Source organism: Nocardiopsis exhalans, from assembly GCF_024134545.1.
Classification (GTDB): domain Bacteria; phylum Actinomycetota; class Actinomycetes; order Streptosporangiales; family Streptosporangiaceae; genus Nocardiopsis; species Nocardiopsis exhalans.
In genome coordinates this window covers 6,273,540-6,297,626 of sequence record NZ_CP099837.1, presented here as the reverse complement: position 1 = coordinate 6,297,626, position 24,087 = coordinate 6,273,540, and the positions used below count along the sequence as shown (strand labels likewise).

Annotated in this window: 19 protein-coding genes; 12 read left to right on the top strand and 7 right to left on the bottom strand. The window is 71.9% G+C overall.

Annotated features, from left to right (window positions below; translation table 11 throughout):
- Positions 1 to 44 precede the first annotated feature (44 nt).
- From NE857_RS27880 to NE857_RS27860, 5 genes are read left to right on the top strand one after another with little or no spacing between them, the layout of a single operon-like run.
- Positions 45 to 1,523, top strand: coding sequence for an ABC transporter substrate-binding protein (locus tag NE857_RS27880; protein ID WP_254418336.1), 1,479 nt, complete (start codon positions 45 to 47; stop codon positions 1,521 to 1,523).
- Complete coding sequence (locus NE857_RS27875) at positions 1,523 to 3,334, top strand: ABC transporter permease subunit (RefSeq protein ID WP_254418335.1); 1,812 nt, start codon at positions 1,523 to 1,525, stop codon at positions 3,332 to 3,334. The genes NE857_RS27880 and NE857_RS27875 overlap by 1 nt, the downstream gene beginning before the upstream one ends.
- Positions 3,331 to 4,347 carry an ABC transporter ATP-binding protein gene (locus tag NE857_RS27870; protein ID WP_254418334.1) on the top strand — a complete coding sequence of 339 codons (1,017 nt, stop codon included), beginning with the start codon at positions 3,331 to 3,333 and terminating at the stop codon, positions 4,345 to 4,347. The genes NE857_RS27875 and NE857_RS27870 overlap by 4 nt, the downstream gene beginning before the upstream one ends.
- Positions 4,344 to 5,156, top strand: coding sequence for an ATP-binding cassette domain-containing protein (locus NE857_RS27865; RefSeq protein WP_254418333.1), 813 nt, complete (start codon positions 4,344 to 4,346; stop codon positions 5,154 to 5,156). Before NE857_RS27870 ends, NE857_RS27865 begins: the two co-directional genes overlap by 4 nt.
- Positions 5,157 to 5,200: 44 nt before the next feature.
- On the top strand, positions 5,201 to 6,430 hold the full coding sequence (locus NE857_RS27860; RefSeq protein ID WP_254418332.1) for an MDR family MFS transporter: 1,230 nt from the start codon (positions 5,201 to 5,203) through the stop codon (positions 6,428 to 6,430).
- 148 nt (positions 6,431 to 6,578) lie between these two features.
- On the opposite strand, the gene NE857_RS27855 is transcribed toward NE857_RS27860, so the two are convergent.
- From NE857_RS27855 to nagA, 6 genes are all read right to left on the bottom strand, one after another.
- Complete coding sequence (locus NE857_RS27855; RefSeq protein ID WP_254418331.1) at positions 6,579 to 6,851, bottom strand: type II toxin-antitoxin system RelE family toxin; 273 nt, start codon at positions 6,849 to 6,851, stop codon at positions 6,579 to 6,581.
- Positions 6,848 to 7,120, bottom strand: coding sequence for a type II toxin-antitoxin system Phd/YefM family antitoxin (locus NE857_RS27850; protein WP_254418330.1), 273 nt, complete (start codon positions 7,118 to 7,120; stop codon positions 6,848 to 6,850). The genes NE857_RS27855 and NE857_RS27850 overlap by 4 nt, the downstream gene beginning before the upstream one ends.
- A gap of 97 nt (positions 7,121 to 7,217) precedes the next feature.
- A complete protein-coding gene (locus tag NE857_RS27845; protein ID WP_254422116.1) occupies positions 7,218 to 8,189 on the bottom strand; it encodes an aldo/keto reductase in 972 nt (323 codons plus the stop codon).
- A 121-nt stretch (positions 8,190 to 8,310) separates the two neighbouring features.
- Positions 8,311 to 8,823: an SRPBCC family protein gene (locus NE857_RS27840; protein WP_254418329.1), complete on the bottom strand. Its 513-nt coding sequence runs from the start codon at positions 8,821 to 8,823 to the stop codon at positions 8,311 to 8,313.
- 104 nt (positions 8,824 to 8,927) lie between these two features.
- Entirely contained in the window at positions 8,928 to 9,236 is a 309-nt protein-coding gene (locus NE857_RS27835; protein WP_254418328.1) for a hypothetical protein, read from the bottom strand.
- Positions 9,237 to 9,338: 102 nt separating this feature from the next.
- Positions 9,339 to 10,496 (bottom strand): N-acetylglucosamine-6-phosphate deacetylase, encoded by a 1,158-nt coding sequence (nagA, locus tag NE857_RS27830; RefSeq protein WP_254418327.1) that lies wholly within the window; start codon positions 10,494 to 10,496, stop codon positions 9,339 to 9,341.
- A gap of 636 nt (positions 10,497 to 11,132) precedes the next feature.
- Between nagA and NE857_RS27825 the strand changes: the two genes are divergently transcribed.
- Positions 11,133 to 11,648: an NADPH-dependent FMN reductase gene (locus NE857_RS27825; RefSeq protein WP_254418326.1), complete on the top strand. Its 516-nt coding sequence runs from the start codon at positions 11,133 to 11,135 to the stop codon at positions 11,646 to 11,648.
- A gap of 158 nt (positions 11,649 to 11,806) precedes the next feature.
- On the opposite strand, the gene NE857_RS27820 is transcribed toward NE857_RS27825, so the two are convergent.
- Entirely contained in the window at positions 11,807 to 12,718 is a 912-nt protein-coding gene (locus NE857_RS27820; RefSeq protein WP_254418325.1) for a hypothetical protein, read from the bottom strand.
- A gap of 188 nt (positions 12,719 to 12,906) precedes the next feature.
- On the opposite strand from NE857_RS27820, the gene NE857_RS27815 reads away from it, so the two are divergent.
- From NE857_RS27815 to pgfA, 6 genes are all read left to right on the top strand, one after another.
- Complete coding sequence (locus NE857_RS27815; RefSeq protein ID WP_254418324.1) at positions 12,907 to 14,877, top strand: SGNH/GDSL hydrolase family protein; 1,971 nt, start codon at positions 12,907 to 12,909, stop codon at positions 14,875 to 14,877.
- The gene (locus NE857_RS27810) at positions 14,877 to 16,763 is read left to right on the top strand and encodes an MmpA family trehalose lipid delivery protein (protein ID WP_254418323.1); all 1,887 of its coding nucleotides are present in this window, start codon (positions 14,877 to 14,879) and stop codon (positions 16,761 to 16,763) included. Before NE857_RS27815 ends, NE857_RS27810 begins: the two co-directional genes overlap by 1 nt.
- A complete protein-coding gene (locus NE857_RS27805) occupies positions 16,760 to 16,900 on the top strand; it encodes a hypothetical protein (protein ID WP_017542507.1) in 141 nt (46 codons plus the stop codon). Before NE857_RS27810 ends, NE857_RS27805 begins: the two co-directional genes overlap by 4 nt.
- A 231-nt stretch (positions 16,901 to 17,131) precedes the next feature.
- The gene (locus NE857_RS27800) at positions 17,132 to 18,529 is read left to right on the top strand and encodes a glycosyltransferase family 4 protein (protein WP_254418322.1); all 1,398 of its coding nucleotides are present in this window, start codon (positions 17,132 to 17,134) and stop codon (positions 18,527 to 18,529) included.
- Positions 18,526 to 23,016 carry an alpha-(1->3)-arabinofuranosyltransferase domain-containing protein gene (locus NE857_RS27795; RefSeq protein ID WP_254418321.1) on the top strand — a complete coding sequence of 1,497 codons (4,491 nt, stop codon included), beginning with the start codon at positions 18,526 to 18,528 and terminating at the stop codon, positions 23,014 to 23,016. The genes NE857_RS27800 and NE857_RS27795 overlap by 4 nt, the downstream gene beginning before the upstream one ends.
- Positions 23,013 to 24,083 (top strand): cell envelope lipid trafficking protein PgfA, encoded by a 1,071-nt coding sequence (gene pgfA / locus NE857_RS27790; RefSeq protein WP_254418320.1) that lies wholly within the window; start codon positions 23,013 to 23,015, stop codon positions 24,081 to 24,083. Before NE857_RS27795 ends, pgfA begins: the two co-directional genes overlap by 4 nt.
- Positions 24,084 to 24,087 lie beyond the last annotated feature (4 nt).

Sequence of the window (24,087 nt, the reverse complement as noted above, 5' to 3'; positions counted from 1 at the left end):
CACGCTGCCGATCCCGCTCCGCTGTCCTCCCTGGAAGTAGTCCCGTGCACTCTCACAAGAGCCTTCCCGCCGCCTGCCTCGGCATGGCGTCCGTCCTCCTCCTGTCGGCCTGCTCTTTCTCCGGCGAGGACACCGACGACGGCAGGATCGCCCTGGCCATGATGCAACCGCCCAGATCCGGCCTGACCCCGCTGAGCGACGACGCCTTCAAACTCTCCCGTTGGAGCGCCGCCGAGACACTGGTCAACCTGGACGAGGAGGGCGACCCCCAGCCCGGGCTGGCCACCGAGTGGGTCCAGGTCGACGACACGACCTGGGAGTTCACCGTCCGAGACGGGGTCGTCTTCCAGGACGGCACGGAGCTGACCGCGGACACGGTCGCTCACGCCCTTTCCCACGCAGCCGCCGCCACGCCCAAACCACGCATCCTCGACGGTGTGGAACTCCAGGTGAGCGCGGACGGCGGCACCGTCACCGTCGCCACCGCGGAGGAAGACCCCCTCGTACCCCAGCGGCTGTCCTCGCCCCAGCTGTCGATCCTCGCTGAGAGCGCCTACTCCGGCAACACGGTCGACCCTGTCGGAACCGGCACCGGCCCCTTCGAGATCGTCGAGGTCAACGGCACCACCTCCGCCCGCCTGGACCGCTTCGACGACTACTGGGGTGAGCTCGCCCTGGCCACCGGCATCGACGTCAGCTTCGTCCCGGACGGCACCGCGCGCGCCGCCGCGCTGCGCACCGGTGAGGCGGACATCGTCGAGTCCATCCCCACATCCCAGGCCTCCCTCCTGGACGAGGACACCATCACCGAGGTGCCGATGCCGCGCACCAACACCCTGTACCTGAACACCCAGGACGGCCCCTTCACCGACCCCGGTCTACGCGCCGCCGTACGCGAGGCCATCGACGCCGAAGCACTCGTGGAGGGCGTCTACGAGGGACGCGCCGACATCGCCGAAGGCCTGCTGGGCCCGGCACTGCCCTGGGCCTCGGAGCGCACCGACCGCACGGACGCCACTGAATCGGACGAACCCGACGGAACCGCCATTACCCTGGCCACCTTCACCGACCGCGCCGAGCTGCCCGAGGTGGCGACCGTTCTTGAGCAGCAGCTGGAGAGCGCCGGATTCGAGGTCGAGCAGGTGGTGCGCGAGTACGCCAACATCGAGGAGGACGCGCTCAACGGCGAGTTCGACGCCTTCATCCTCTCCCGGGCGACCGTGCTCGACTCCGGAGACCCCGCCGCCTACATGACCAGTGACTTCTCCTGCGCGGGGTCGTTCAACATCGCGCAACTGTGCGACGAGGACGTGGACGAAGCCCTGCGTGCGGCTGAGCGGGCTCCCGCCGGCGACGAGCGCCGTGCCGCCATCCTGGAGGCCGAAGCCGCCGTACTGAGCACCGACGCCGCCATTCCGATGCTGCACGAACGGGTGATCCAGGGTGACGCCGCCCGCGTCCAGGACTCCGCCAAGGACCCGCGTGAGCGCGTCCTCGTCACCGCTCAGACCAGGCTGAACTGATGTCCGGTGCGGTGTCCCTCCGAGGCAGGGAGCCCGGGCCGCTCCTTTCCCGGGTCTGCGCTCTGGCCGTCATCACGGTCGTGGTCGGACTCCTGCCGTGGTTGTCCGGACGCGATCCCGCCCTGGCCCTGCTCCGTGCCCGATCCGCCGAGCAGGAACCCACCGAGGAGGCGTTGAACGCCATCCGCGAGGACCTGGGGCTGGCCGAGGGGCCCGTGGCGCTGTTCGGTCACTGGTTCAGCGGGGTGCTGCGCGGCGATCTCGGGACGTCCTGGGTCTCCGACGCACCCGTGCTGCCGTCGGTCATGGCGGCCACGGGGGTCTCACTCCTGCTCATGGGGTCGGCTCTCGTGGTCGCCCTCACCGTCGCGGCCGCTCTGTGCGCCCCGGTCCTGATTCGCGGGGCACGCGGCACACTGCGGTCGGGCAGGTCCGGTAGCGGTGCCCTGGCCGCGATGTTCACCGCCCTGCCCGAGTTCCTCATCGCCATCGTGCTGATGGTGGTGGTGTCGGTGTGGTGGGGATGGCTGCCTCCCTACGGCTGGCAGGGGCCGCAGAACCTGATCCTGCCCGCGCTGGCACTGGGCATTCCGGCGGGCGGGCTGCTCGGCCGGCTCGTCGACGACGCCCTGCCCTCTGTCTTCTCCGAACGCTGGGTCGCGCTGTGGGAGGGTTCGGGCTGCTCGCCCGCCATGATCGGAGCAGCGGCCCTGCGCCGGGCCACCCCGGCCCTGGTCCCCCAGCTGGGTCTGGTCGCGGTCAGCCTCGTCGGCGGGGCCGTCGCGGTCGAGACGATCTTCACCGTTCCCGGCATCGGCCGCACCGCGCTGGGCGCTGCCCGGTCCCAGGACCTGCCGATGCTGCAGGGGTCGGTGCTCGCCCTCGTGCTCCTCGGCGTGCTCGCCGGAATACTCGCCCAGTTCACGCACCGCCGCCTGCTCGGCCCGGGGCTGCGTGACGCCGCCCTGTCGCTGCCTCCGCCGCCACCCGCCGAGGCGGGGGCGCTCCGCCGCTCGGTGCCCCTCGTCTGCGCGGCCGTACTGATCACGGTCTCCTTGTGGGGCCTGACCCGGGACGCGTGGACCGTGGACACGGCCCTGCGCCTGGCTCCGCCTTCGTGGACACACCCCCTGGGGACCGACGCGGTCGGACGCGACGTGCTCGCCCGGCTCGGACACGGCGCCGTCTCCACCATCGGCATCGCCGCGCTGGTGTGCCTGGTGAGCCTGCTGATCGCCCTGTTCATCGGCTTCCGGCCCGCCCTGGCAACGGGCGCATCCGAGATGACCAACGCCCTGCCCCCGGTGATCGCCGGGATTCTGGTGGTCGCGGTGCTGGGCCCCGGTGTGCTCGGCGCTTCCGTCGCCATCGCGTTGGTCTCCTGGCCACCGCTGGCGGCGCACGCCGCGGCACTGGTCCAGGAGACCCGTGCCGCCGCCTACCTCAGCGCTCAACGGGCCATCGGCGCCGGACCGGGATGGATCCTGCTACGGCACGTGCTCCCTGCCGTCGTCGGACCGGTGGGGCGGCACGCGGTCCTGCGGTTGCCCGGTATCGCACTGGCCCTGGCCTCATTGGGCTTCCTGGGGCTGGGAGCGCAACCACCGTCCGCCGAGTGGGGACTGAGCCTGTCCGAGTCCCTGCCCTACGTGGAGCGAGCACCCATGGCCACCCTCGCACCGACCGCGATGCTGATGCTGCTCGCCGCGTTCGCGGTGTCCCTGTCCACTCTGCCGACGGGCGCCTGGTCGCGGTACCGTCGCCAGGCGCCAGACGCTGGGCCTGCCACTTCGGAGAAAGCGGTGCCATGAACGGCGACACCGTCCTGTCCGTGCGGGACCTGCACGTGACCCTTCCCGGCCCTGGGGGCGGTACGGTCCCCGTGGTGCGGGGCCTGTCCTTCGACGTGTCCCCGGGCGAGACGTTGGCCCTCGTCGGGGAGTCGGGGGCGGGCAAGTCGCTCACGGCCCGCGCCGTTGTGGGGATGACCCCCCACGGGGCAACGGTCACCGGTAGTGTCCGACTGGCCGGTACCGAGGTGGTCGGCGCCTCACCGTCGACCATGCGCTCCCTGCGCGGACGCCGTGTGTCACTGATCCCTCAGGACGCGCTCTCCGTGCTCAGCCCCGTGCACACCGTGGGAGGGCAGCTCGTCCGGGCCCTACGGTCGGTGCGGCGCATCAGCCGGGCGCAGGCGTGGGAACGGGCCGTGGCGGCGCTGGAGCGGGTCGGCATCCCCGACGCCGCACGGCGCGCCCGGGCCTACCCGCACGAGTTCTCCGGTGGCATGCGTCAGCGAGCGGTGATCGCGATGGCCATGGTCAACGAGCCCGACGTGGTGTTCGCCGACGAGCCGACGACCGCCCTCGACCCCCGGATGCAGGCACGGGTGCTGCAGCTGCTCGCGGAGCTGCGCGCCGCCACGGGCACGGCGCTCGTTCTGGTCACCCACGACCTGGAGGTGGTCCGCGGACACGCCGACCGGGTACTGGTGATGTACGCCGGGCGGCATGTGGAGTCAGGCGGAGCGCGGGAGGTCTTCGCCGCGCCGCGGGCGCCCTACACCGCGGGTCTGCTCGCCTCGCTGCCTACGCAGGGATCCGAGGGCCGTCGCCTTCCCTCCATCGGCGGTACGCCGCCGTCCCCGTCGGCGCTGCCCTCGGGCTGCGCCTTCGCCCCGCGCTGCCCCTTGGCCGAGGAAAGCTGCGACACCGTCGAACCGGAGCCGGAGCCGGCCACGGCACCCGGGCACCTGGTCTCCTGCCGGCGGTGGCAGGACCTGCCCGTGCCGGCGAGAGGCCTGTTCATCGAAAGGACGCCATGACCGACACGGCGCAACCCCTGCTTCGGGTACGCGATCTCGTGGTGCGCTACCCCGGACGCTCGCGGAGGGCGCCCGGTGTCCTGGCCGTGGACCACGTCTCCTTCGACCTCCAGACGGGGGAGACACTCGCTCTGGTCGGGGAGTCGGGGTGCGGCAAGTCCAGTACCGCATCGGCGGTGACCGGTCTGCGCAGGGCCGATTCGGGATCGGTGTGTTTCCTCGGGCGTGAGTTGACCACGATGAGCGAGCGGGAGCTGCGGCCGCTGCGCCCCGCCCTGCAGCCGGTCTTCCAGGACCCCTACGGTTCGCTCAGCCCCCGGCTGAGTGTGCGCGAGGCCCTCGCCGAGCCCCTGCGGGTACAGGGGCGCTGGGACCGTGAGTCCGGCCCCAACCGGGTGGCGGAGCTCATGGCCAAGGTGGGTCTGGACGCCGTGCACGGGGACCGGAGGCCGCACGAGCTGTCCGGCGGGCAGTGCCAGCGGGTCGGGATCGCCCGAGCGTTGGCCTGCGAGCCGCGGCTGCTGGTGCTGGACGAACCGGTGTCCGCACTCGATGCCTCCGTGCGTGCGGGGGTGCTCAACCTGCTCACCGACCTACAGGAGGAACTCGGACTGGGTTACCTGTTCATCTGCCACGACCTCGCGCTGGTGCGGCACCTCGCGCACCGGGTGGCGGTGATGCGCCAGGGCAGGATCGTGGAGACCGGTTCCGCCCGCCAGGTGTGTTCGGAGCCGACCGACCCGTACACGCGGGAGCTGTTGGCGGCGATGCCGGGGCGGGGGCCTCGACCTGTCCCGGCCGCGCCGTGACCCCCGCGACCCGGACACGGCGGCCCCGTTCACGGGGGAGCGCTGTGCTCCGAGACCTGCGGGAGGTCGGCCCGCTGCTACGCCTGCTGATCGGATCCCAGTTCGCGTTCAACGTCGGCTTCTTCGTGGTCCTGCCCTATCTCGCCGCGCACCTGGGCGGCGCACTCGGTCTGGCCGGGTGGCTCGTGGGCCTGGTCCTGGGTCTGCGGACGTTCAGCCAACAGGGTCTGTTCGTCGTGGGCGGCGCGCTCACCGACCGGTTCGGCGCGCGACCCGTGGTGGTGGTCGGCTGTGTGCTGCGCGTCGCCGGGTTCGTCTGGCTGGGGTTCGCGCAGGGCACCGCGGCGGTCATCGGGTCGGTTCTGCTGGTCGGGTTCGCCGCCGCTCTGTTCTCCCCGGCGGTGGAGACGGAGGTGGCGCGCCAGGCGGTACGGCACGAACAGGCTGTCGGGACGCCGCGCACGCGGGTCCTCGCCCTGTTCTCCGTCGCCGGCCAGGCGGGGACACTGATAGGCCCGCCCCTGGGCGCCGTACTGCTGCTCGGCGGTTTCAGGGCGGCGTGCCTGGTCGGTGCCGGAGTGTTTCTCCTGGTGTTGGCGGGGCACCTGCGCCTGATGCCCCATCGCGCCCCGGGAGCGCCGACGGCAGGCGACAGCGGACGTCAGTCCTTGCGCGAGAGGTTGCGACCGCTGTGGCGCAACCGCCCGTTCCTGTGGCTGTGCCTGGCTTACAGCGCTTATCTGCTGTCCTACAACCAGCTCTATCTGGCCCTGCCCCAGGAGGTGGAACGGGCGACCGGCACACAGACCGCGCTGGGTTGGCTGCTCGCCTACGCGTCGCTGCTCTACATCGCCGTGCAGCTGCCCCTGCTGGGGTGGGCGGGCGCCCGGCTCTCACACCGCGGGACCCTGCGGTGGGGGCTGCTCCTGGTAGCGGCGGGTTTCTCCGTCTCCGCCCTGCTGATGCCCACCACCGTCCTCGGCGGGCTGCTGCCCTCGGTCGTGTTCGTCAGCGCGCTCACCCTCAGCCAGGTCCTGATCGTGCCCACCGTCCGGGCCTGGGTTCCCGACCTGGTCGACGACCGGCAGCTCGGTCTGTTCACGGGCACGCTGTCCTCGCTTTCAGGTCTGGTGGTGCTTGTGGGCAGTGTCCCGATCGGAGCGCTGCTGGACCTGGCGGGTCCGTGGGCCTGGGGGGTGCTGGCCCTGGTCCCCTTGGCCGGGGCCCTCTGTGTTCCCCGGAGCGAGGGGACGCCTGGGCACGGGGCTTCCTGAACTCCGCGTACGGACGCCTCGGTGAGGGAGGGCACCACGCTCACCACCCCGGCCTGGCGCCGAACCCAACGGACCCGGGTGCCCCAGGCCGTCCTCGGGGAGGGTCGCCCGGCGGCGCTCGGGAACGGGCTGTCCATGGCGACGACCGTTAACGGCCAAGGTGCTTGTAGATGTCCCTGCGGTGGCCCACAGCGACCAGGCGAATGATCACCTGCGTGTCGACCACGTCGTAGATGACTCGGTAGCGGCCCACCCGGAGACGGTAGCGATCGGTGTAGCCGGTGAGTGCCTTGATGTTGGAGTCCGGGCGCCTTGGATCGTCTCCAAGGGGGGTGAGAGCGCGAAGGATGTCCATCGCGTCCTCTTTGGGCAGTGCCCGGATCTGCTTGCGAACCCGACGAAAATCGAATTCCCACTTCACGCGGCGTTGCCCCGGCTTTCGTCGAAGATCTCAGCGACCATCTCGGCCATGCCCACGGCGGGGCCCCCTTCGTCCTCTTCCTGATCCGCCTGCCGGGCGAGGTAGGCGTCCATGGCGTCCTCCAGGGCCTCGAAGTCCTCGATGGGGACGATCGCCGCGGCGGGAGTGCCGTTGCGGGTGAGGATGGTCGGATCGCCGTTCTGGGCCTTGGTGATCAGCTCGGAGAGGTGGGCTCTGGCGTCGCGGACGTTCATGCTGTGATCGCTCATGTCAACCATCGTAATTCGTGTACATAAAAATGTGTACACATTTGCCGCGATCCGCGATGGGTTGACCAGGGGCGCGGTCACGCCTTTCCACGGGCCTTCAGAACCCGACCACGGGGCGGGGCGTGTAGTGCCGCTCCAGCTCGTGGGCCTCGTCGTCGGTCAGCTCGATGCCCAGCGACTCCACCGCGTCGGTGAGGTGCCTGGGCTTGGTGGCGCCGATGATCGGTGAGGTCACCGCGGGGTTGCGGGAGACCCAGGCCAGGGCCACCTGGGCCCGGGGCACACCGCGCTTCTCGGCGATCCGGCCCACGGCGTCCACGATCGAGCGGTCCTCCTCGCGGTACAGGGTGCCGCCGAACACGTCGCCCCTGGTCCGGGCGGTCTCCGTACCCCACTCGCGGGTGAGCAGGCCGCGGGCGAGCGGACTCCACGGGATCACCCCGATGCCCTCGTCCGCGCACAGCGGCAGCATCTCTCGCTCCTCCTCCCGGTAGAGCAGGTTGTAGTGGTTCTGCATGGTGGCGAACCGGGTCCAGCCGTTGACGTCGGCCACGCGCAGGGCCTTGGCGAACTGCCAGGCGTACATCGAGGAGGCACCCACGTAGCGGGCCTTGCCCGCCTTCACCACGTCGTGTAGGGCTTCGACGGTCTCCTCCAGCGGGGTGGCGGGGTCGAAGCGGTGGAGCTGGTAGAGGTCCACGTAGTCGGTGCCCAGCCGCCGCAGGCTGTGGTCGATCTCGGCCATGATGTTCTTGCGCGAGAGCCCGCCGCCGTTGGGGCGGTTCCGGCGCATCGGCGTGAACACCTTGGTGGCCAGGACGATCTCGTCGCGGTCGGCGTACTCGGCCAGCGCACGGCCGACGATCTCCTCGCTGTGGCCGTCCGAGTAGGTGTTGGCGGTGTCGAAGAAGTTGACGCCCGCGTCGAGGGCCTGGCGGATGAACGGCCTGCTGGTCTCCTCGTCGAGGGTCCAGTCGTGGCGTCCCCTCCCGGGGTCTCCGTAGCTCATGCAGCCGAGGGTGACGCGCGAGACGTCCAAGCCCGTCCGGCCCAGCTTGACGTACTCCATGTGCTCTGCCTCCGCCGAAGGGTGTGCGGTCACGGTGGTCCGGACAGGGGTGTTGTCGGACCACCCTCGGCAGACCGTGACCGAGCCTAACCGCCGGGCGTCCGGCGCGGAAGGGCCGGGTTCAGGGCCGGTGGACCTCGGTCAGGGGGCCGAAGTGGTTTCGGGTGTCCTTGACGAGGGAGGCGAGCAGGGTCTCCATGAGCGGTGTGCCCAGCTGCATGGCGCTGTCCATGCCCTTCCACGGGGCGAAGGCGAAGGACCACACGAGCTTGCTGCCGCCGTCGAAGGGGAGCACGTGGTAGTCCTCGGCGAAGGAGCTGAAGACGGGGAGGGTGGCCGCGTCGGCGTAGAAGGACTTGCGGCGTTCGCTCTCGTCCCAGCGGAAGAACTGCTCGTGCATCCGGTACGTGCCGAGCACGGTGGCCTCGCGGGTGGTGTCCGTGCCGTAGGGGGCCTCTGAGGTGTAGTGCACGTCGGAGAGCGCACGGCACCAGGACAGCGGGCGGGGCGCGGTCAGGCCCGCCCAGACCTCGTCGGGGGCGGCCGCCAGTTCCAGGCCCACTCTCCAGCGCATAGGTGCGGTCTCGAAGAAGGTCTGGTCAACGGGGTGGAGCCCGTAGCGGAAGTTGAGCACGAGGGGTCCTGTTCGTCCGGCGGCTTTTGGTGAAGGTACCAAGACCCGGGGGAGGCGCCCGACGGGGGCGGTGCCCGCCGGCGCCGCCCCCGTTGTCCGGCTTCCTACTCCTTGGTCGCTCCCACCAGCCACGCGACCTTGTGGGCGGTGAGTGACACGCTCCCGCTGTTGCCCAGGTGGACACCGAACGAGGCGATGAACGCGAAGTCGTGTTCGCGCCGCTCGCAGATCACGTCCTCGACCGCGTAGGCGGAGGACGGGTTGCGCACCCGCAGGCACAGGGCGGGGTCGTCCATCACCTCCGACTGGACTTCGTAGCGGGACAGTTCGCTGGCGAGCTTGCCGAGGTGCTCACGCTCCTCGGAGGGCACGCGGGTCGGCTGCTGGTCGTTGGCCTGTCTCGACTGAGCCATGGCGGATCCTTTCGTGTCAGGCACGGTGCTTTCCTCGACGCCCTGTCCGTAATTGTCGCTCAGGGTCAAGTTACTAATCCGTACCGTGCTCACGACACGCCGTTAGGGCGCCGAACTGTCCGAAATCCAGTCGCCTCGGTACATCACCTCGGAGACCGAGAGGTCCTCCTCCAGAACGACGAGGTCGGCGTGGCCCCCGACCTCGATCCGTCCCGTGCCGGAGAGCCCGAGCGCCGCCGCCGGGACGGAGGAGGCCGAGTGCACGGCCCGGTCCACCGGCACGCCCACGGCGACCGCGTTGCGCACGGCCTGGGGGAGCACGATCGTGCTGGAGGCGATCGCCCCGTTCTCCACGAGGCGTGCCTCGCCGCCTCGGACCCGGACCCGGAGATCGCCCAGGGTGTACTCGCCGTCGCCCAGACCGGTCGCCGACATCGCGTCGGTCACCAGCGACACCCGTCCGGGCCCGGCTGCGTCGAAGACCAGGCGCGCGGCCCCCGGGTGGACGTGCACGTTGTCCAGGATCAGCTCCACCGTCACCCGCTCGTCGCCGAGTACCGCCGCGATCGGCCCCGGGTCGCGGTGGTTCAGCGGCCGCATCGCGTTGTAGATATGTGTGGCCACGGTCGCCCCCGCCTCGATCGCGGCGAGGGTCTGCTCGTAACTGGCCTCCGTGTGCCCGACCGCCGCGACCACCCCGCAGGAGCGTGCCGCGCCGATCAGGTCCAGGGCTCCGGGCAGTTCCGGGGCCACCGTGATCATCCGGACGTGCCCGCGCCCCGCCTTGAGCCAGGCGTCGAACTCGGAGGTGTCCGGGTCGCGCAGCAGGTCCGGGTCGTGCGCCCCGCACTTGGAGCGCGCGATGAAGGGGCCCTCCAGGTAGATCCCGGCCAGCTCGCCCGAGTCGCACAGCTCGGCCAGCGCCGAGACCTGCCGCAGCGTGCTCTCGGGGGTGGCCGCGACCAACCCGCCGACCAGGGAGGTCACCCCGGCCCGGCGGTTGAAGGCGACGATCTCGCGCACGCCCTCCGGGTCGGCCTCGGGGAAGGCGTGCCCCGCCCCGCCGTGGATATGGGTGTCGACCAGCCCCGGTACGACCAGTCGTCCGCCGACGTCGTGCCGGTCGCCCGCGCCGGGGCCGCCGGGTTCGCCGGTGCCGAGCTCGGCCACCCTGCCGTGCTCGACCCGGACCCAGCCTTCGTGGGTTCCGTCGGCCGTCACGACGCGCGCGCCGGTCAGGGTGAGGGGTGTGTGGGCCATGTCTGGGGGTCTCCCTGTGTCTGGAGGTACCGCCGTCGGGCGGGGGTGTCGGGCGTTGTGTGTCGTAAATTACATTCGCGCGGCCGGGGGGTTCGGCGGGGGTCGTGCGCACCCCCGTCAGGCCACGTATTCCCAGGGGAGACAGGGTGATCCCGCTCCCTGGGACGCTTGTCCGCGAGGTGGACCGGCACCCGCGGAGCCCGACACCCCCCAAGGAGGGGTGGCGGCACGCATTGACGATAGCGGCCGGGCCGCATCATGATGGAGACATGTCCGCCGGTGAGCTGCTTGTCCAGCGCCTGCATGTCGATCTGAGACAGCAGGCGAGCGCGCTCTGTTGTAGCTAGCGCCTTGCGGGGCCCACGAGCCCCGCGCCACGGTTCTGACCCGTGCCCCTGGCTTTTACGCAGACACCGGACGCTCATCTTTCCCACTTGGGTCCCGGACCACTTCCCGGTCCGTGTGAGCACCCCGCCTGAGCCGACGCACACGAGCCCCGGACGACGAAGTCCCGCTCAGTCCCGGTTCATGAGGAACGACGGTCCTCCTCCGGTGTCAACGAATCCGATCACCGCCCCCCGCGTTCCCTTCCGGTCGATCCCGGCTCGCTCTGACCGAACCCAGGAGTTCTCCGCTATGACTCGCTTCACCGTGCTCGTCGCCGCCCCCAAGTCCCAGTCCTCCGTGCACACCGCCGCCCTGCGCGCCGCCGCCGAGGTCGCCGCCCGCGCCGGGGTCACCTCGACCCCCGAGGTCATCGACCTGGCCGAGCTCGGCCCGGACCTGCTCGCCGAGTCCGCCGCCTCCGTGAGCGACGCCCTGGAGCGGGTCCGCCGGAGTGACGTGCTCCTGGTGGCCTCCCCGCAGGTGCACGGCACCTACACCGGACTGCTCAAGGTCTTCCTGGACCGGCTGCCCGAGCTGGGCCTGGGCCACACCGTCGCGGTCCCGCTGGCGGTCGTCGAGGATCTGCGTAACAGCCACGGAATCGAGGAGGACCTGCGCGTCCTCCTGGCCGACCTGGGCGCCTGGGTGGCCGAGCCCGGCCTGATCCTGGCCGAGGACGAGACCCACCAGCCCGAGAGTGTCGTGCGCGCCTGGGCGGACATCGCCGCGCCCGGCCTGCGCCAGGCCGTCTCCGTCGCCGCCTAGAGCCGCGCCGACTGGTTCGAGCTGGCTGACCGGCGCCCGGTTCCGGCTGCCCGGGTGCGCCAGCCCGGGCAGTCCAGCACAGGCACAACGAGGGGCCCGCGTCCGAGAACTGGGAGCAGTTCAGGATGCGGGCCCCTGCTGATTCCGGGCGGCCCGGGCTACTCGGCCCCGGCGGGAGCGCGTTCCTCGCGCAGCCGGGTGGTGTCGGCCTCGGCCTGGGCCACGTTGCCGCGCACCAGGACCACCACGACCAGGGTCAGCGCGAAGCCGCCCACACGCAGCGCCAGCAGGAGCGGGTCCTCGGGCAGCTGTTCGCCGAAGAGCAAAGTGCCGACCACCACCACGAACACGTTGCCGACCACGTTGGACACCGGTGCGGTGATGGAGGCCCGGGAGCGTTGCATCGAGGTCTGGAAGAGCACGATGCCCACCGCCCAGCCCAGCGCGTACAGGTAGGGGTAGGGCGAGAGCAGGGCGGGCACGATCGCGGCGAGGAAGCCGTTGTCGGCGAGCAGGCCGCCCAGCCCCTTGCCCTGGAGCCCCGCGCTGCCCTGGGCGAGCCCGGCGGCGGCGCCCATCGCGGCGGCGGAGACGTACTTGCCCCGGCCGCCCACGAAACCCATCGCGGCCACGCAGGCCACGACCGTCACCACGCTGACGATCACCAGCAGCGGGGTGTTCGCGGTGGTCCCGGTCTCGGCGCCGTCCACGGTGGAAAGGCTGAGCAGGCCCAGGGCCACCGGCATGACGCCCAGCGCCACGTACTCACCCTTGGTGATCCGCTCACCCATCACCAGCGTGATGAACAGCAGCGTGCTTGCCACACCGGCGGCGAAGGCCGGTTGGGCGACCGACACCGGGGCCAGACCGAGGGAGACGATCAGACCCACACTGCCCAGGGCGGCGAAGACGCAGCCGAACACCCAGCGCGGGTTACCCAGCAGTACTCTGGCCAGGTGAAGAGGACGGTTGATCGAGATCGACTCGGAGCCGTGCAGCGCACGCTGTTCCACGGTCAGGCCGATCGTGTAGACCACTGCGGAGAGCAGCGCGACCAGGAGTCCGATCACGGGAGGGGGCCTTTCGGCTCGGTACCGCTGAACCCGACTGGGTCAGAAGGTTGACGGCCTCCATATAACCAGTTCTAGTCTGGTCTGGCGAGCGCCTGCCCCCTGGTCGCCCGACGAGGAGTAATGGCGCGTCGGTGTCGAACAGGAACCTGTAACTACCCGCGAGGCGCGGCGGCGAGAGATGGGGCATGGTGCAGGACCCGGGCGAGGACGCCACCCCCGAGGACAGGGCCGTCCCCGAAGGAGTGGAAGAACGACCCCCGAAGGATCCGAGGGCCGCGAAGGCCCCGGAGGGGCGTGCGGACGAGGGCACCGCCGAAGCAGCGAAGCCGGAGCGGAGCCAGGGCCAGGATCCGGACCAGGATCAGGATTCCGAACAGGCCTCCTGGCGGAGCCGGTGGTCCGAGCGCGCCCCCTACTGGCTCACCGCGGCCCCCTGGCGTCGCCTGGCCTGGCGTGCCCCCGGCCTACAGCGGCCCGGTTCCCGCTTCGAGCCCGGCCCCCTGGGCCTGCTCGGCGTGATGCTCGCGGCCATGGCCGTTACCCTGCTGCTCCTGCAGACCGGCTCCGGCGGGGTCGGCGGTGACCAGGGCGAGCTCGCCGACGAACCGGTCTCCGTCCCCGGCCCGCCCGACGGCGAGCTGCGCATCATGATGGTGGGCGACTCCGCCACCCAGGGCAGCAGCGGCGACCACACCTGGCGCTACCACCTGTGGTCGCACCTGTCCGAGCAGGACGTGGAGTTCGCATTCGTCGGCCCCCGCGACGACCTGCACTCCCTCGCCGACGAGGAGGGCTCCGGCGACCACAGCTACGCCGTGCCCGACTTCGACACCGCCCACGCCGCCCGCTGGGGCGCCACCGCCCGGGACCTGTCCGCCGACATCGCCCAGATCGCCGCCGAGCACGAACCCCAGTACCTGCTCCTCCTCGCCGGGACCGAGGACATCCTCTCCGGCGGCAGCGCCGACCACGCCCTCGACGGCATCGCCGAGACCGTCTCCACGGTGCGGGTGGTGCTGGGGGACGCCCGCTTCGTGGTCGGCGAGCTCCCCGACGTGGAGGGCAGTGCCGACGACACCCGGGTCAACGGCGAGATCGAGCGCTTCAACATGGGCCTGGTCGACCTCGCCGAGCAGCTCACCTCCGGTACCTCGCCCGTGGTCGTCGCCCAGGTCGCCAAGGAGTACGCCCCGGTCCACGACAACTGGGACGCGACCAACCCCAACGTGCGCGGCGAACTCAAGATCGCCGCCGCCTTCGCCGACGCCCTGGCCGCGCCGCTGGGGGTGGGGGAGGAGTACCCGAGACCGCTGCCCTCGCTGTCCGCCGGGCCGCTGACCGCGCCCGAACCCGAGTACGAGGAGACCGACGACGGGCTCCTGCTCAGCTGGGAGAACGTGCCGGGCGCCACCGACTACCGGGTGGTGCAGCGCAGGGTGGCTCCCGCCCCGGACGACGCCGCGGTGATCCCGGCCGACATCGAGAGCGACGAGGAGCAACGCTTCCTGACGATCGAGTCGCTCTTCAGCGGGGCCCGCTACGAGTTCGTCGTGCGCCCCTACAAGGGCAGGGACGAGGGCGCCGAGTCCGAACCGCTCCAGCTGGTGTGGGACGACGAGCCGCCGCCCGCGCCCGACTGGGTCCGGACGCACGGCGGCGGATCCGTGGTGACCTGGCAGGACGTTCCCGAGGCCGGGCACTACGAGGTGTGGGTCCGGGTACTGGAGTGCGGGCCCGACGACCGCCGCCCTCCTGCTGACGGCCGCCGCGCGCCCGCCGACAACCGCGGGCTGACCGGGGGCGACAACACCGGGAACCCGACCACCGACGACCAGGAGACCCCCGGCGGCGGTGGTGACCCGGGCGGGGAGGGACCCAGACCCACCCCCTCCTCGCCGCCGGAGGCACCGCGCCCCGAACCCGATCCGACCCCCGAACCCTCGGTTCCGGCCGTCCCGCCGCCGTCGCCGGGCACCACCTGCCAGCCCAGGGACGACCGAGGCCCCGAGGACGGCGAGGGCTGGCGCACGCTCGGCTCCGTCGGGGAAGACCCGCGCTGGGCGGCGACGGTCTCCGGCCCGTACGAGGTCGTGATCCGTTCCTACCGGGACTACGTGGAGGGCGGGTACTCCGACAGCGTCCTCCTGGAGGGCTGATGACCGCCCGCGACCACGCCCGGCCCTCGCCCCCCGGGGCGCCCGCCACGGCGTCCCGGCCGACGGCCGGACCGCTGCCCTGGCTGGTGGGCGTGGTCGCGGGGGTGCTCGCGCTGGGCCCGGCGCTGGGGCCGGGCTACGTGCTCCGCTACGACATGCTCTTCGTCCCCGAACTCTCGCTGCCCGCGGTGCTGGCGGGTGCGGACGGCTTTCCCCGGGCGATCCCGAGCGACGCCGTGGTGGCGGCCCTGACCCTCCTGCTGCCCGGTGACGTGGTGCAGACCCTCGCCCTGCTGGCGGTGTTCACGCTGGGCGGTGCGGGCGCCTTCCGGTTGCTGGTCCGCCTGGCCGGGCCCCTGCTGGCCGCCCGGCTGCCGGACGCCCCGCAGGGGGCCGTGCTGGCCGCGGGCGCGGCTGCCGGGGTCGCCTACGTGTGGAACCCGTTCGTGGCCGAGCGCCTGCTGCTCGGACAGTGGGCGGTCCTGCTGGGGTACGCCGGGCTGCCGTGGGTGCTGCGGGCGGTGGTCCGGCTGGCGTCGGCGCGGCCGGGCACCGGGCTGGCCGGGCTGGTGTGCTCGCTGGTTCCGGCGGCGGTCGGCGGGTTCTCCTCGGTGGTGCTCAGCGCGCTCACCGCTGGTCCGCAGGCGCTGGCCGGACCGCGCCGATATCGGGACGCAGCTCTGTTCGTGTTCGCGTTGGTCCTGGTCTCCCTGCCGTGGCTACTGCCGTCGCTGACCAGCGGAGCGGTCACCGATCCGGCCGGTGCGGAGGCCTTCGCGGCCCGGTCGGACACGCCCTTCGGGGTGCTGGGGTCGTTGCTGTTGCTGGGCGGGGTGTGGAACTCGGGTGCGGTGCCTCCGGGGTATGGGGAGCCGGTCACGGCGCTGGCGCGGTTGCTGCTCTGCGCGCTCTCCCTCACCGGCTGGGCCTGGTGGCTGTGGCGGTCGCGTCCGGCCGTGGGGATCGGGCTTTCGGTGTCGGCCGCGGTGGGCTTCGGGATCGCTCTGCTGGGGGTGTCCGCCCCGGGGCGGGAGTTCCTGGCCGCGCTGATCGGCCTGTGGCCGGGGTCCGGGCCGCTGCGCGACGGTCAGCTGTACCTGGCGCCGCTCGCCCTGGTGCAGGCGCTCGGCCTGGGCGCCGTGGTGCTCTGGCTGCTGCGGGTCCTGGCTCTGTGGCGGGTGGTGGCCGTGGTGTTCCTGGTGCTGGCACCCGTGGTGGTGCTGCCGGGGCTGCTGTGGGGCGCGGGCGGGCGGTTGGCCCCGGTGGAGTACCCCGGGGAGTGGCTGGCGGCCCGCGAGGCGGTGGCGGCGGACGACCGGCCGGGAGCGGTCCTCGTCCTGCCCTGGAACGCCTACCGCGGGCTGGAGTGGTCGGGGGAGCCGGTGGTGGTGCTGGACCCGGCGACCAAGCTGTTCGACCGCCGCACGCTGTGGAACGACGACCTGAGCGTGGGCACCGCGGACGGCGGGCGGGTCGTGGTGACCGGTGAGGACGCCCGGGCGCGGGAGGCCGCCCGCCTGCTCGACCCCGACCCGGAGAGCGGTCTGCCCGGCCCGGAGCTGCTCGCGGACCCCGATGCCCTGGCAGAACTTCTGGGCGGCCTCGGGGTGCGTTACGTGGCCGTGTCAGCGTCGGTCGATAACCGGTTCTGGTCTGGTGCGGAGGAGCTTTCGGTGGTGGTCGAGGGGGTCGATCTGGCCCTCCTTGAGGTGTCAGACCAGCACATCAATGCGGATAAAGACGACATTTCGGGGTTGGAAGTTACCGGGGGGTTAGTTACAGTTGGGGCAATCATCTGGTCTATAGCTAGATCAGGTTCTAGTCTCGGGTTCCAGCGCCCCCCACCACAAACGGCGCGGGGCGCGCGGAAGGAGATCCCCAAGTGATCAAGGTAATCGCCGCCTGTGTGATCGGCGCGGCTCTGGCGGGTGGTGCCACTGTGGTGGCCACCAACCTCGCCACCGAGTCCACCGCGACCGCGGAACCGGTGAACGAAACCCTCTACAACTACGGCGACCGCTAGGTGGCCGTTTTCGGTTGAGGTAGGCGGGCGCCCCGCCACCAGTGGGGCGCCCGCCCCACCACTTCCCGCGGCCGCACCCCTCGCGGCCGCCCACCCCAGTGACGTCCGGTCGACGGGCCTGTTCGGCGTGCGCTCAGTGCTACCCCACGGCACTCACGCAGCGTGTCCACTCACAGTCCCTGAGTGGTATCGCTCAGGTCCCGCGCCCGGTACCGCGCGGAAGGAGAGCGTGTGGTCTTCCAGAAGGTCCCGACCCGGGTGGAGCCCGGTCTCCCCATGATCACCCCCGCTCCGGCCGTGGTTCCCGCCCCCGCACCGGCGGAGCCCGCCGAGTCCGCCGCACCCGAACCGGTCACGGTCCGGCCCGCACCGGTCGACCCAGCCGACCCCGGCCCCCGCCTCGACGGCGTCCGGATCGTGATGGTCAACTGGCGCGACCCCTGGCAGTCCACCGCGGGTGGAGCCGAGGAGTACGCCTGGCGGATCAGCCGCCACCTGGCCGAACGCGGCGCCATCGTCACCTTCCTGACCAGCCGTGAACCCCACCAGGCCCGCGTCGAGACCAAGGACGGCATCGTCATCCGCCGGATGGGCGGAAAGTTCACCGTCTACCCGCGCGTGATGGCCTGGCTCGCCCTGTGGCGGCGCGAGTACCACCTCGCCTTCGACTGCATGAACGGCATTCCGTTCTTCTCCCGGCTGGTCCTGCGCCGCCGCACCAGGGTCGTCAGCGTGGTCCACCACGTCCACGACCTCCAGTTCAACGCCTACTTCCCGGCGCCGCTGGCCTGGTTCGGCCGCTTCCTGGAGTCGGCGGTGGCCTCCCGGGTCTACCGGAAGTGCACCACCGTCACCGTCTCGGAGTCCTCCCGCGCCGCCATGCGCGACAAGCTCGGCTGGCGCGCTCCGATAGAGGTCATCCACAACGGCGGCCCACCCGTCACCCTCCACCACCCTCAAACGTCGCCTTCGGCGCAGTCCGTTTCAGCGGCCCCACCCGAGCTGGCAGCCTCGGCCCCGGCCCCCGACGCCGCGCCCGCGCTGGTCAGCCTCGGTCGGCTCGTCGTGCAAAAGCGCGTCTCCCGGGTCGTCGACCTGGCCCGCACGCTCGGGGACGACCACCCCGGCCTGCGCGTGCACATCATCGGCCGTGGCCCCGAGGGCGAGCACCTCGCCGACCAGGTCGGCCGCGACGGCCTCCAAGACCGGGTGGACCTGCACGGCTTCCTCTCCGAGGAGGACAAGAACTCCGTCCTGGCCGGCTGCCACCTGCACGTGACCGCCTCCGAGTTCGAGGGCTGGGGCCTGACCGTCATCGAGGCCGCCCGGCTCGGCGTGCCCACCGTGGCCTACGATGTGGACGGACTTCGCGATTCGGTCCGTGACGGCGAGACCGGCTGGCTCGTCCGCGAGGGCGAGACCCTCGAGGACGTCGTCTCCCGGGCCCTGAAGGAACTGTCCGACCCCCGGCGGGCGGAGGAGGTCCGGCGCGCCTGCCGCGCCTGGGCGGCCCAGTTCACCTGGGCGGCCAGCGGTGCCCGCATGACCCGACTGGTCGCCGCGGAACTGTCCCTGGGAACCCCCGTCCCGGCCTCCGACCCCGCAGCAGGCAAGAAAGCGAAGATGTGACTTCGGCGGAATCCACCGCCAGGCGCGAACCGGAGGATTCCAGAACACCGACCGCCCCCGGCGGAGTGGACGAGAAGCTGCTGGCGCGGCTCAAGGTCCTCGCGGTGTGTCTGCTCCTGGGAGCACTGGCAGCGAGCATCGACCCCGGCAGGATCGTCAGCGACACCAAGATCGACCTGACGATCAACCCCCTGGGGTTCATGGAGCGAGCCCTCCACCTGTGGGACGCCTCCTACTTCGGCCAGCTCCAGAACCAGGCCTACGGGTACTTCTTCCCGAACGGCCCCTTCCACCTGCTGTTCGAGACGCTCGGCATGCCCGAGTGGCTCATCCAGCGCGTGTGGATGGCGGTGCTGCTCATCGCCGCCTTCGTGGGGGTGTACAAGGTCGCCGAGGCCCTGGGCCTGGGCACCGTCAACACCCGCATCCTCGCCGGTGTCGCCTACGCGCTCGCCCCGCGCGTGCTCACACTGCTCTCGTACAACTCGGCCGAGCTGCAGCCCATGCTGCTCATGCCGTGGATCCTGCTGCCGCTCATCCTGGGCACCAAGCACGGCTACCCGCCCGCGCGGATGGCCCTGCTGTCCGGGCTGGCCTTCCTCATGTGCGGCGGTACCAACGCCGCCTCCGAGCTGGCGGTCCTGGTCGTCCCCGGCCTCTACCTGCTCACCCGGGCCAACGGGCCGCGCAAGTGGCGGCTGATCCTGTGGTGGTCGGGCGCGCTCGTGCTCGCCTCGTTCTGGTACATCGTCCCGCTGCTGATCATGTCGCGGTACGTGTACTCGTTCATGCCCTACACCGAGGACGCCGCCGTCACCACGGGGATCACCTCCCTGTTCAACTCCCTGCGCGGCACCTCCAACTGGATGGGCTTCCTGCCCGACATGGGCAACACCGCGCTGCCCTCGGGCGCCGAACTCTCCCTGACCCCGTGGCTGGTCGCGGTCACCGCGCTGGTCGCCGGGCTGGGCCTGGCCGGGCTGATCAACCGGCGCACCCCCGAACGCCTCTTCCTCATCAGCACGCTCCTGGTGGGCACCGCGATCGTCGTCGCGGGCTTCACCGGCGCACTGACCGGCCCGTTCGCGCCGTTCATGCGCGAGCTGTTCGACGGCGCCCTCGCGCCCTTCCGCAACGTCCACAAGTTCGACGCCCTCATCCGCCTGCCGATCGTGCTCGGCCTGGCGCACCTGCCGGTCGTGGTCGCCCGCGACTGGGCCGACCGCAGGGGCAGTGGCCCGGAGACGCTGGCCAGGGTCAGAAGGACCGTGGCCGGGGCCGGCGCCGCCGTCTTCCTCATCACGCTCACCCCCATCGCCACCGTCGGCATCGCCCCGCGCGGCGGTTTCGAGGAGATCCCGGACTACTGGTACGAGGCCGTGGACTGGCTGGAGGACCGCGGCGACGAGCGCGGCATGACCATGGCGCTGCCCGGCTCGGCCCGCGGCGAGTACGAGTGGGGCCGACCGCTCGACGAACCCATGCAGCCCCTGCTCTCCGGAGCCTGGACCAACCACCAGATCATCCCGTGGGGCTCCTCCGGCATCTCCCGGATCACCCACGAAATCGATCAGCGGGTCTCCTCCGGGCGCGGCTCCGAAGGGCTCGCGGACACCCTCGCGCGCCTGGGCGTCACCCACCTGATCGTGCGCAACGACCTCCAGCGGGTGGGCAACAACGGCGCCTGGCCCGCCCGCGTCCACCAGTCGCTGGGCAACTCCCCGGGCATCACCGAGGCCGCCGAGTTCGGCCCGGTGATCGGCTCCCTGGACCACTCGTCCGCCTCCCAGTGGTTCGACCAGCCCTACCCGTCCCTGACCGTCTACGAGGTCGAGGACGCCGCGCCCGCGGTGGGCACCGTGCCCTCCGCAGGCGCGCTGCGGGTCACCGGCGGCCCCGAGTCCGTCCTGCACCTGGCCGAACAGGGCCTGGTCAACGACGACCGCCCGATCCTGCTCGGCGACGACCCCGGAGCGTCGGAGATCGCGGCGGAGAACACGATCGTCACCGACACCGCCCGCCGCCGCGAGGTCGTCTACTCCGACGTACGCCGTAACGTCTCGGCCACCATGACCGAGGACCAGGAACTCGAACGCGACGTCCCCGCGCCCGACATCATGGACCCCGCGTGGGAGGAGTACGTCGCCCACGCCGAGCACCTGGGCATCGCCGGGATCACCGCGTCCACCTCCGAGGCCGGGGTGGAGGCCCGGGCCAGCGACCGCGACCCGGGGCACGCCCCCTACGCGGCCCTGGACACCGACCTCGGCACCGCCTGGCGGTCCAGCGCCTTCGCGGGCGCCCTCGGCCAGTGGATCGAGGTCGAGTTCACCGAACCCCGGGACCTGAGCGGGCTGAGCGTGGCCTTCGAGCAGTTGCCCGGCGAGCCGCCGCCCTCGAGGGTCACCCTCATCACCGACAACGGCCAGTCCGAGGCTGCCGTGGCCGCCACCGACGACCCCCAGGAGCTCGCGGCCCCGCCCGGGCAGACCTCCACGCTGCGGGTGCGGATCGACGAGTTGGCCTGGGAACCGGAGTACCGCTTCGGCACCCGGGTGGGTATCGCGTGGATCTCCCTGCCCGGGCTGGAGGCCGCGCGGACCCTGCACGTGCCCGGCCCGGCCGAGACCGGCACCCTGCTCTTCACCGGGTCGACCGGCACCGCACCCGGCTGCATGGAGGGTTCGCACGTGTGGGTGTGCAACCCCCGGCTGGAGGTGAGCGGCGAGGACGCGAGCAAGCTCGACCGCACCTTCGAACTCTCGCCGGGTGCGGCCGCCGAAACCCATCAGATCTCCGGGGAGGTCGTCCTCACCGACCCCCGCGAGGCGGAGAACGCCGCCAACCGGGCCAGCGGGTTCCCGCACGTGACCGGTTCCTCCACCGCCGTCCAGCACCCCGCTGCCATGGGCCGGGGCGCGCTCGACGACGAGGAGGGCACGGTCTGGTATCCGGACCCCGAGGAGAAGAGCCCCTGGCTCGACATCGAGCTGGGCGCGGCGACCGCCGTGGACCACCTGAAGGTCGACTTCCCACGGGCCGACAGCGTGATGCGGCCGATCAAGGTGACGGTCGAGGGCGGCGGAACGGTCCGTGAGGGCTGGCTGGACGGCAGCGGCCGGGTCGACTTCGCGGAGCTGACCGCCGCGTCCCTGCGGGTGACCTTCGAGCGCCCGGAGGGCCAGGCCCTGGAGATCGGCACCGTCGAACTCCCCGGGGTGCCCCCGGTGGAACCGCTGCCCGAGGGCGACGCCTCCACCACCTGCGGCCTGGGCCCCACCCTGCGAGTCAACGGCCAGCGGGTGGAGACCCGGATCAGCGACGGCACCCTGGCCGACCAGCTCACCGGCAACCCGCTGCGCTACGAGACCTGCACCGACCTGGACCTGAACGAGGGCGAGAACCGGGTCGTCGTCGACCCGGGCAACCGCTACCAGGTGCGGTCGGCGCTGGTGGAGTCGGCCGATCAGAGCGTCACCGACGCCCCCGCCGTCCAGATGGCCGAGGTCGACACCCTGCATGCCTGGGGCCCGAGCGAGCGCAGCTTCGACGTGGACGTCGACGAGGACAGCCTCCTGGTGGTGAACGAGAACTTCAACGAGGGCTGGGAAGCCCGGCTGGACGGCGGCGACGGGCCGCTGGAACCGGTGCGGCTCGAAGGCTGGAAGCAGGCCTGGGTCCTGCCCGAGGGCAGCGCCGGGACGGTCACGCTCACCTACACGCCCGACGCCGTCTACCACCGCGTGCTGGCCGCGGGCGGTGCGCTCGCCGCACTGCTCGTGGTGCTCGCACTGTGGCCGCGCCGCTGGCTGCCGGGCGGAAGGCGCCTGATGGCCGAACCCCCGCGCCGCTCGCGCGCCCTGCCCGAGGCGGGCCCCGGTTGGCTGCCGCGCTGGGCGGTACTGCCGCTGGGCCTGGCCTACGGGGTGTGGATCGCGGGCTGGGCCGGTGCGGCCGTGGTCGGCGTGCTCCTGGTATCCCTGTGGTGGCTGGCCCGCAGGGTCCCCCAACGGTTGCGCCACGCCAAACCCGGGAGACCCTCCATGGGCGGTCGGACGCTGCCCCACCTGGCCGGTCCGTGGGTGGTCACCGTGTCCTTGGCCCTGGCCGGACTGGCCATGGCCTCGGGCACGTACCTGGTGGTGAACATGCCCTTCCACGACATCACGGAGACACTCGGAACCGCCCTGCGCGGCTGGGTGCCGCAGGCGCTGTGCCTGCCCGCGATGGCGCGCCTGGTCCTGGCCCTGGGCCAGCACGGGGCCGGAGTCGAACCGCCCGTGTCCGAACCCGCCGCCGTGCCCGCCCGGGTCGCCGCCGGGCCCCCGGCCGGGTCGGAGCCGACGGCGGAGCCCGAAACCGGTGCCGAGGCCGAGCGTGTGCCCGGACCGGAGTTCGATCCGGGGACCGTTCCGGAGTTCGATCCCGGTCACGAGCGCGACACCGAGCCCGACCCTGAGCCCGACGTCGAGGAGGCCCGCAGGTGAATACGTTCTCGCAGGTGGGCGCGGCACCCCAAACCCGGCTCCAGCCCCTGGGCCCGGAGCCGGGGCGCGGTCTGCCCAAGGGCACCTTCCTGGTGGCGGCGGGCGCGTTCCTGCTGACCCTGGCCCTGCTGCTGCCGCTCTACGTCCACGACCGGGTCGCCCCGCTCCCGGCGGCGGCCTCCTTCGACCTGCGGATGATCGATCAGGATGCCGCCTACCTGGACACCGCCACCTGGACGCGGGTGGAGACCGCCGAGCTCGAACAGGTCACCCGGGTGGAGGCCTCCGCGCACGGCAGTGACTGGTCGGCCTGGGAGATGACGGTGAACACCTCCGCGTCGGACCAGGTCATCGACCACTGGAGCCGTCGCGTCATCGTCGACCGGGAGACCGGTCGGGCGGTCAACTGCTGCGGTGAGCACGTCAACGGCGACCGCGCGGTTCGCCAGGCCGGGCTGGTGCTGTACTGGCCGCCGGGCGTGCCCGAGGGCGGTCACTCCTTCTACGACGCCGAGGTGCGCTCGGCCCCCTCGGTCGAGTTCGACGAGAACGACGAGGTCGCCGGGGTTCCGGTGCGCCGCTACACCCAGACCGTGGACCGGACCCAGGTCCCCGAGTCCGCGCGGGACGTGCCCGCCGCCCTGTTCGATCCGGGCGCCGAGGGCACGGTCCGGGCGAACCGCTGGCTGACGGCGGAGCGGACCTTCTGGGTCGAGCCGGTCACCGGCATGGTGGTGAACATGGCGGAGAGCCGCTCCGAGACCCTGCGCCCGCAGAACGGTTCCGGTGAGGTGGCCCTGCTCGACGCCGAGCTCACCCTGGCCGACGGGCAGGTCTCCGGCTACGCGGAACAAGCCCGGGCGCGGTCGCTGCTGCTCCGGGGGCTGGACCGGTGGGCACCCTGGACCCTGGGCCCGGTCGGGATGCTCGCGATCCTGGCCGGACTGGTCACCGCCTGGCGGGCCCGCACGGCACAGGACGAGGAGACCCCGGCGGAGACGGAGTCGGAAGTGGAGAAGGCGCCGGAGAAGGTCCCGGTGCCGGAGCCCGAGGCACGCAGGCCGTAGCGCG

What these genes read in the sequence shown, in the direction of transcription:
- NE857_RS27875 (WP_254418335.1), top strand. Translation starts at nt 1,523, where the DNA reads ATGTCCGGTGCGGTGTCCCTCCGAGGCAGGGAGCCCGGGCCGCTCCTT.
- NE857_RS27870 (WP_254418334.1), top strand. Translation starts at nt 3,331, where the DNA reads ATGAACGGCGACACCGTCCTGTCCGTGCGGGACCTGCACGTGACCCTT.
- NE857_RS27865 (WP_254418333.1), top strand. Translation starts at nt 4,344, where the DNA reads ATGACCGACACGGCGCAACCCCTGCTTCGGGTACGCGATCTCGTGGTG.
- NE857_RS27850 (WP_254418330.1), bottom strand. Translation starts at nt 7,120, where the DNA reads ATGAGCGATCACAGCATGAACGTCCGCGACGCCAGAGCCCACCTCTCC.
- NE857_RS27845 (WP_254422116.1), bottom strand. Translation starts at nt 8,189, where the DNA reads ATGGAGTACGTCAAGCTGGGCCGGACGGGCTTGGACGTCTCGCGCGTC.
- NE857_RS27835 (WP_254418328.1), bottom strand. Translation starts at nt 9,236, where the DNA reads ATGGCTCAGTCGAGACAGGCCAACGACCAGCAGCCGACCCGCGTGCCC.
- nagA (WP_254418327.1), bottom strand. Translation starts at nt 10,496, where the DNA reads ATGGCCCACACACCCCTCACCCTGACCGGCGCGCGCGTCGTGACGGCC.
- NE857_RS27825 (WP_254418326.1), top strand. Translation starts at nt 11,133, where the DNA reads ATGACTCGCTTCACCGTGCTCGTCGCCGCCCCCAAGTCCCAGTCCTCC.
- NE857_RS27815 (WP_254418324.1), top strand. Translation starts at nt 12,907, where the DNA reads ATGGTGCAGGACCCGGGCGAGGACGCCACCCCCGAGGACAGGGCCGTC.
- NE857_RS27810 (WP_254418323.1), top strand. Translation starts at nt 14,877, where the DNA reads ATGACCGCCCGCGACCACGCCCGGCCCTCGCCCCCCGGGGCGCCCGCC.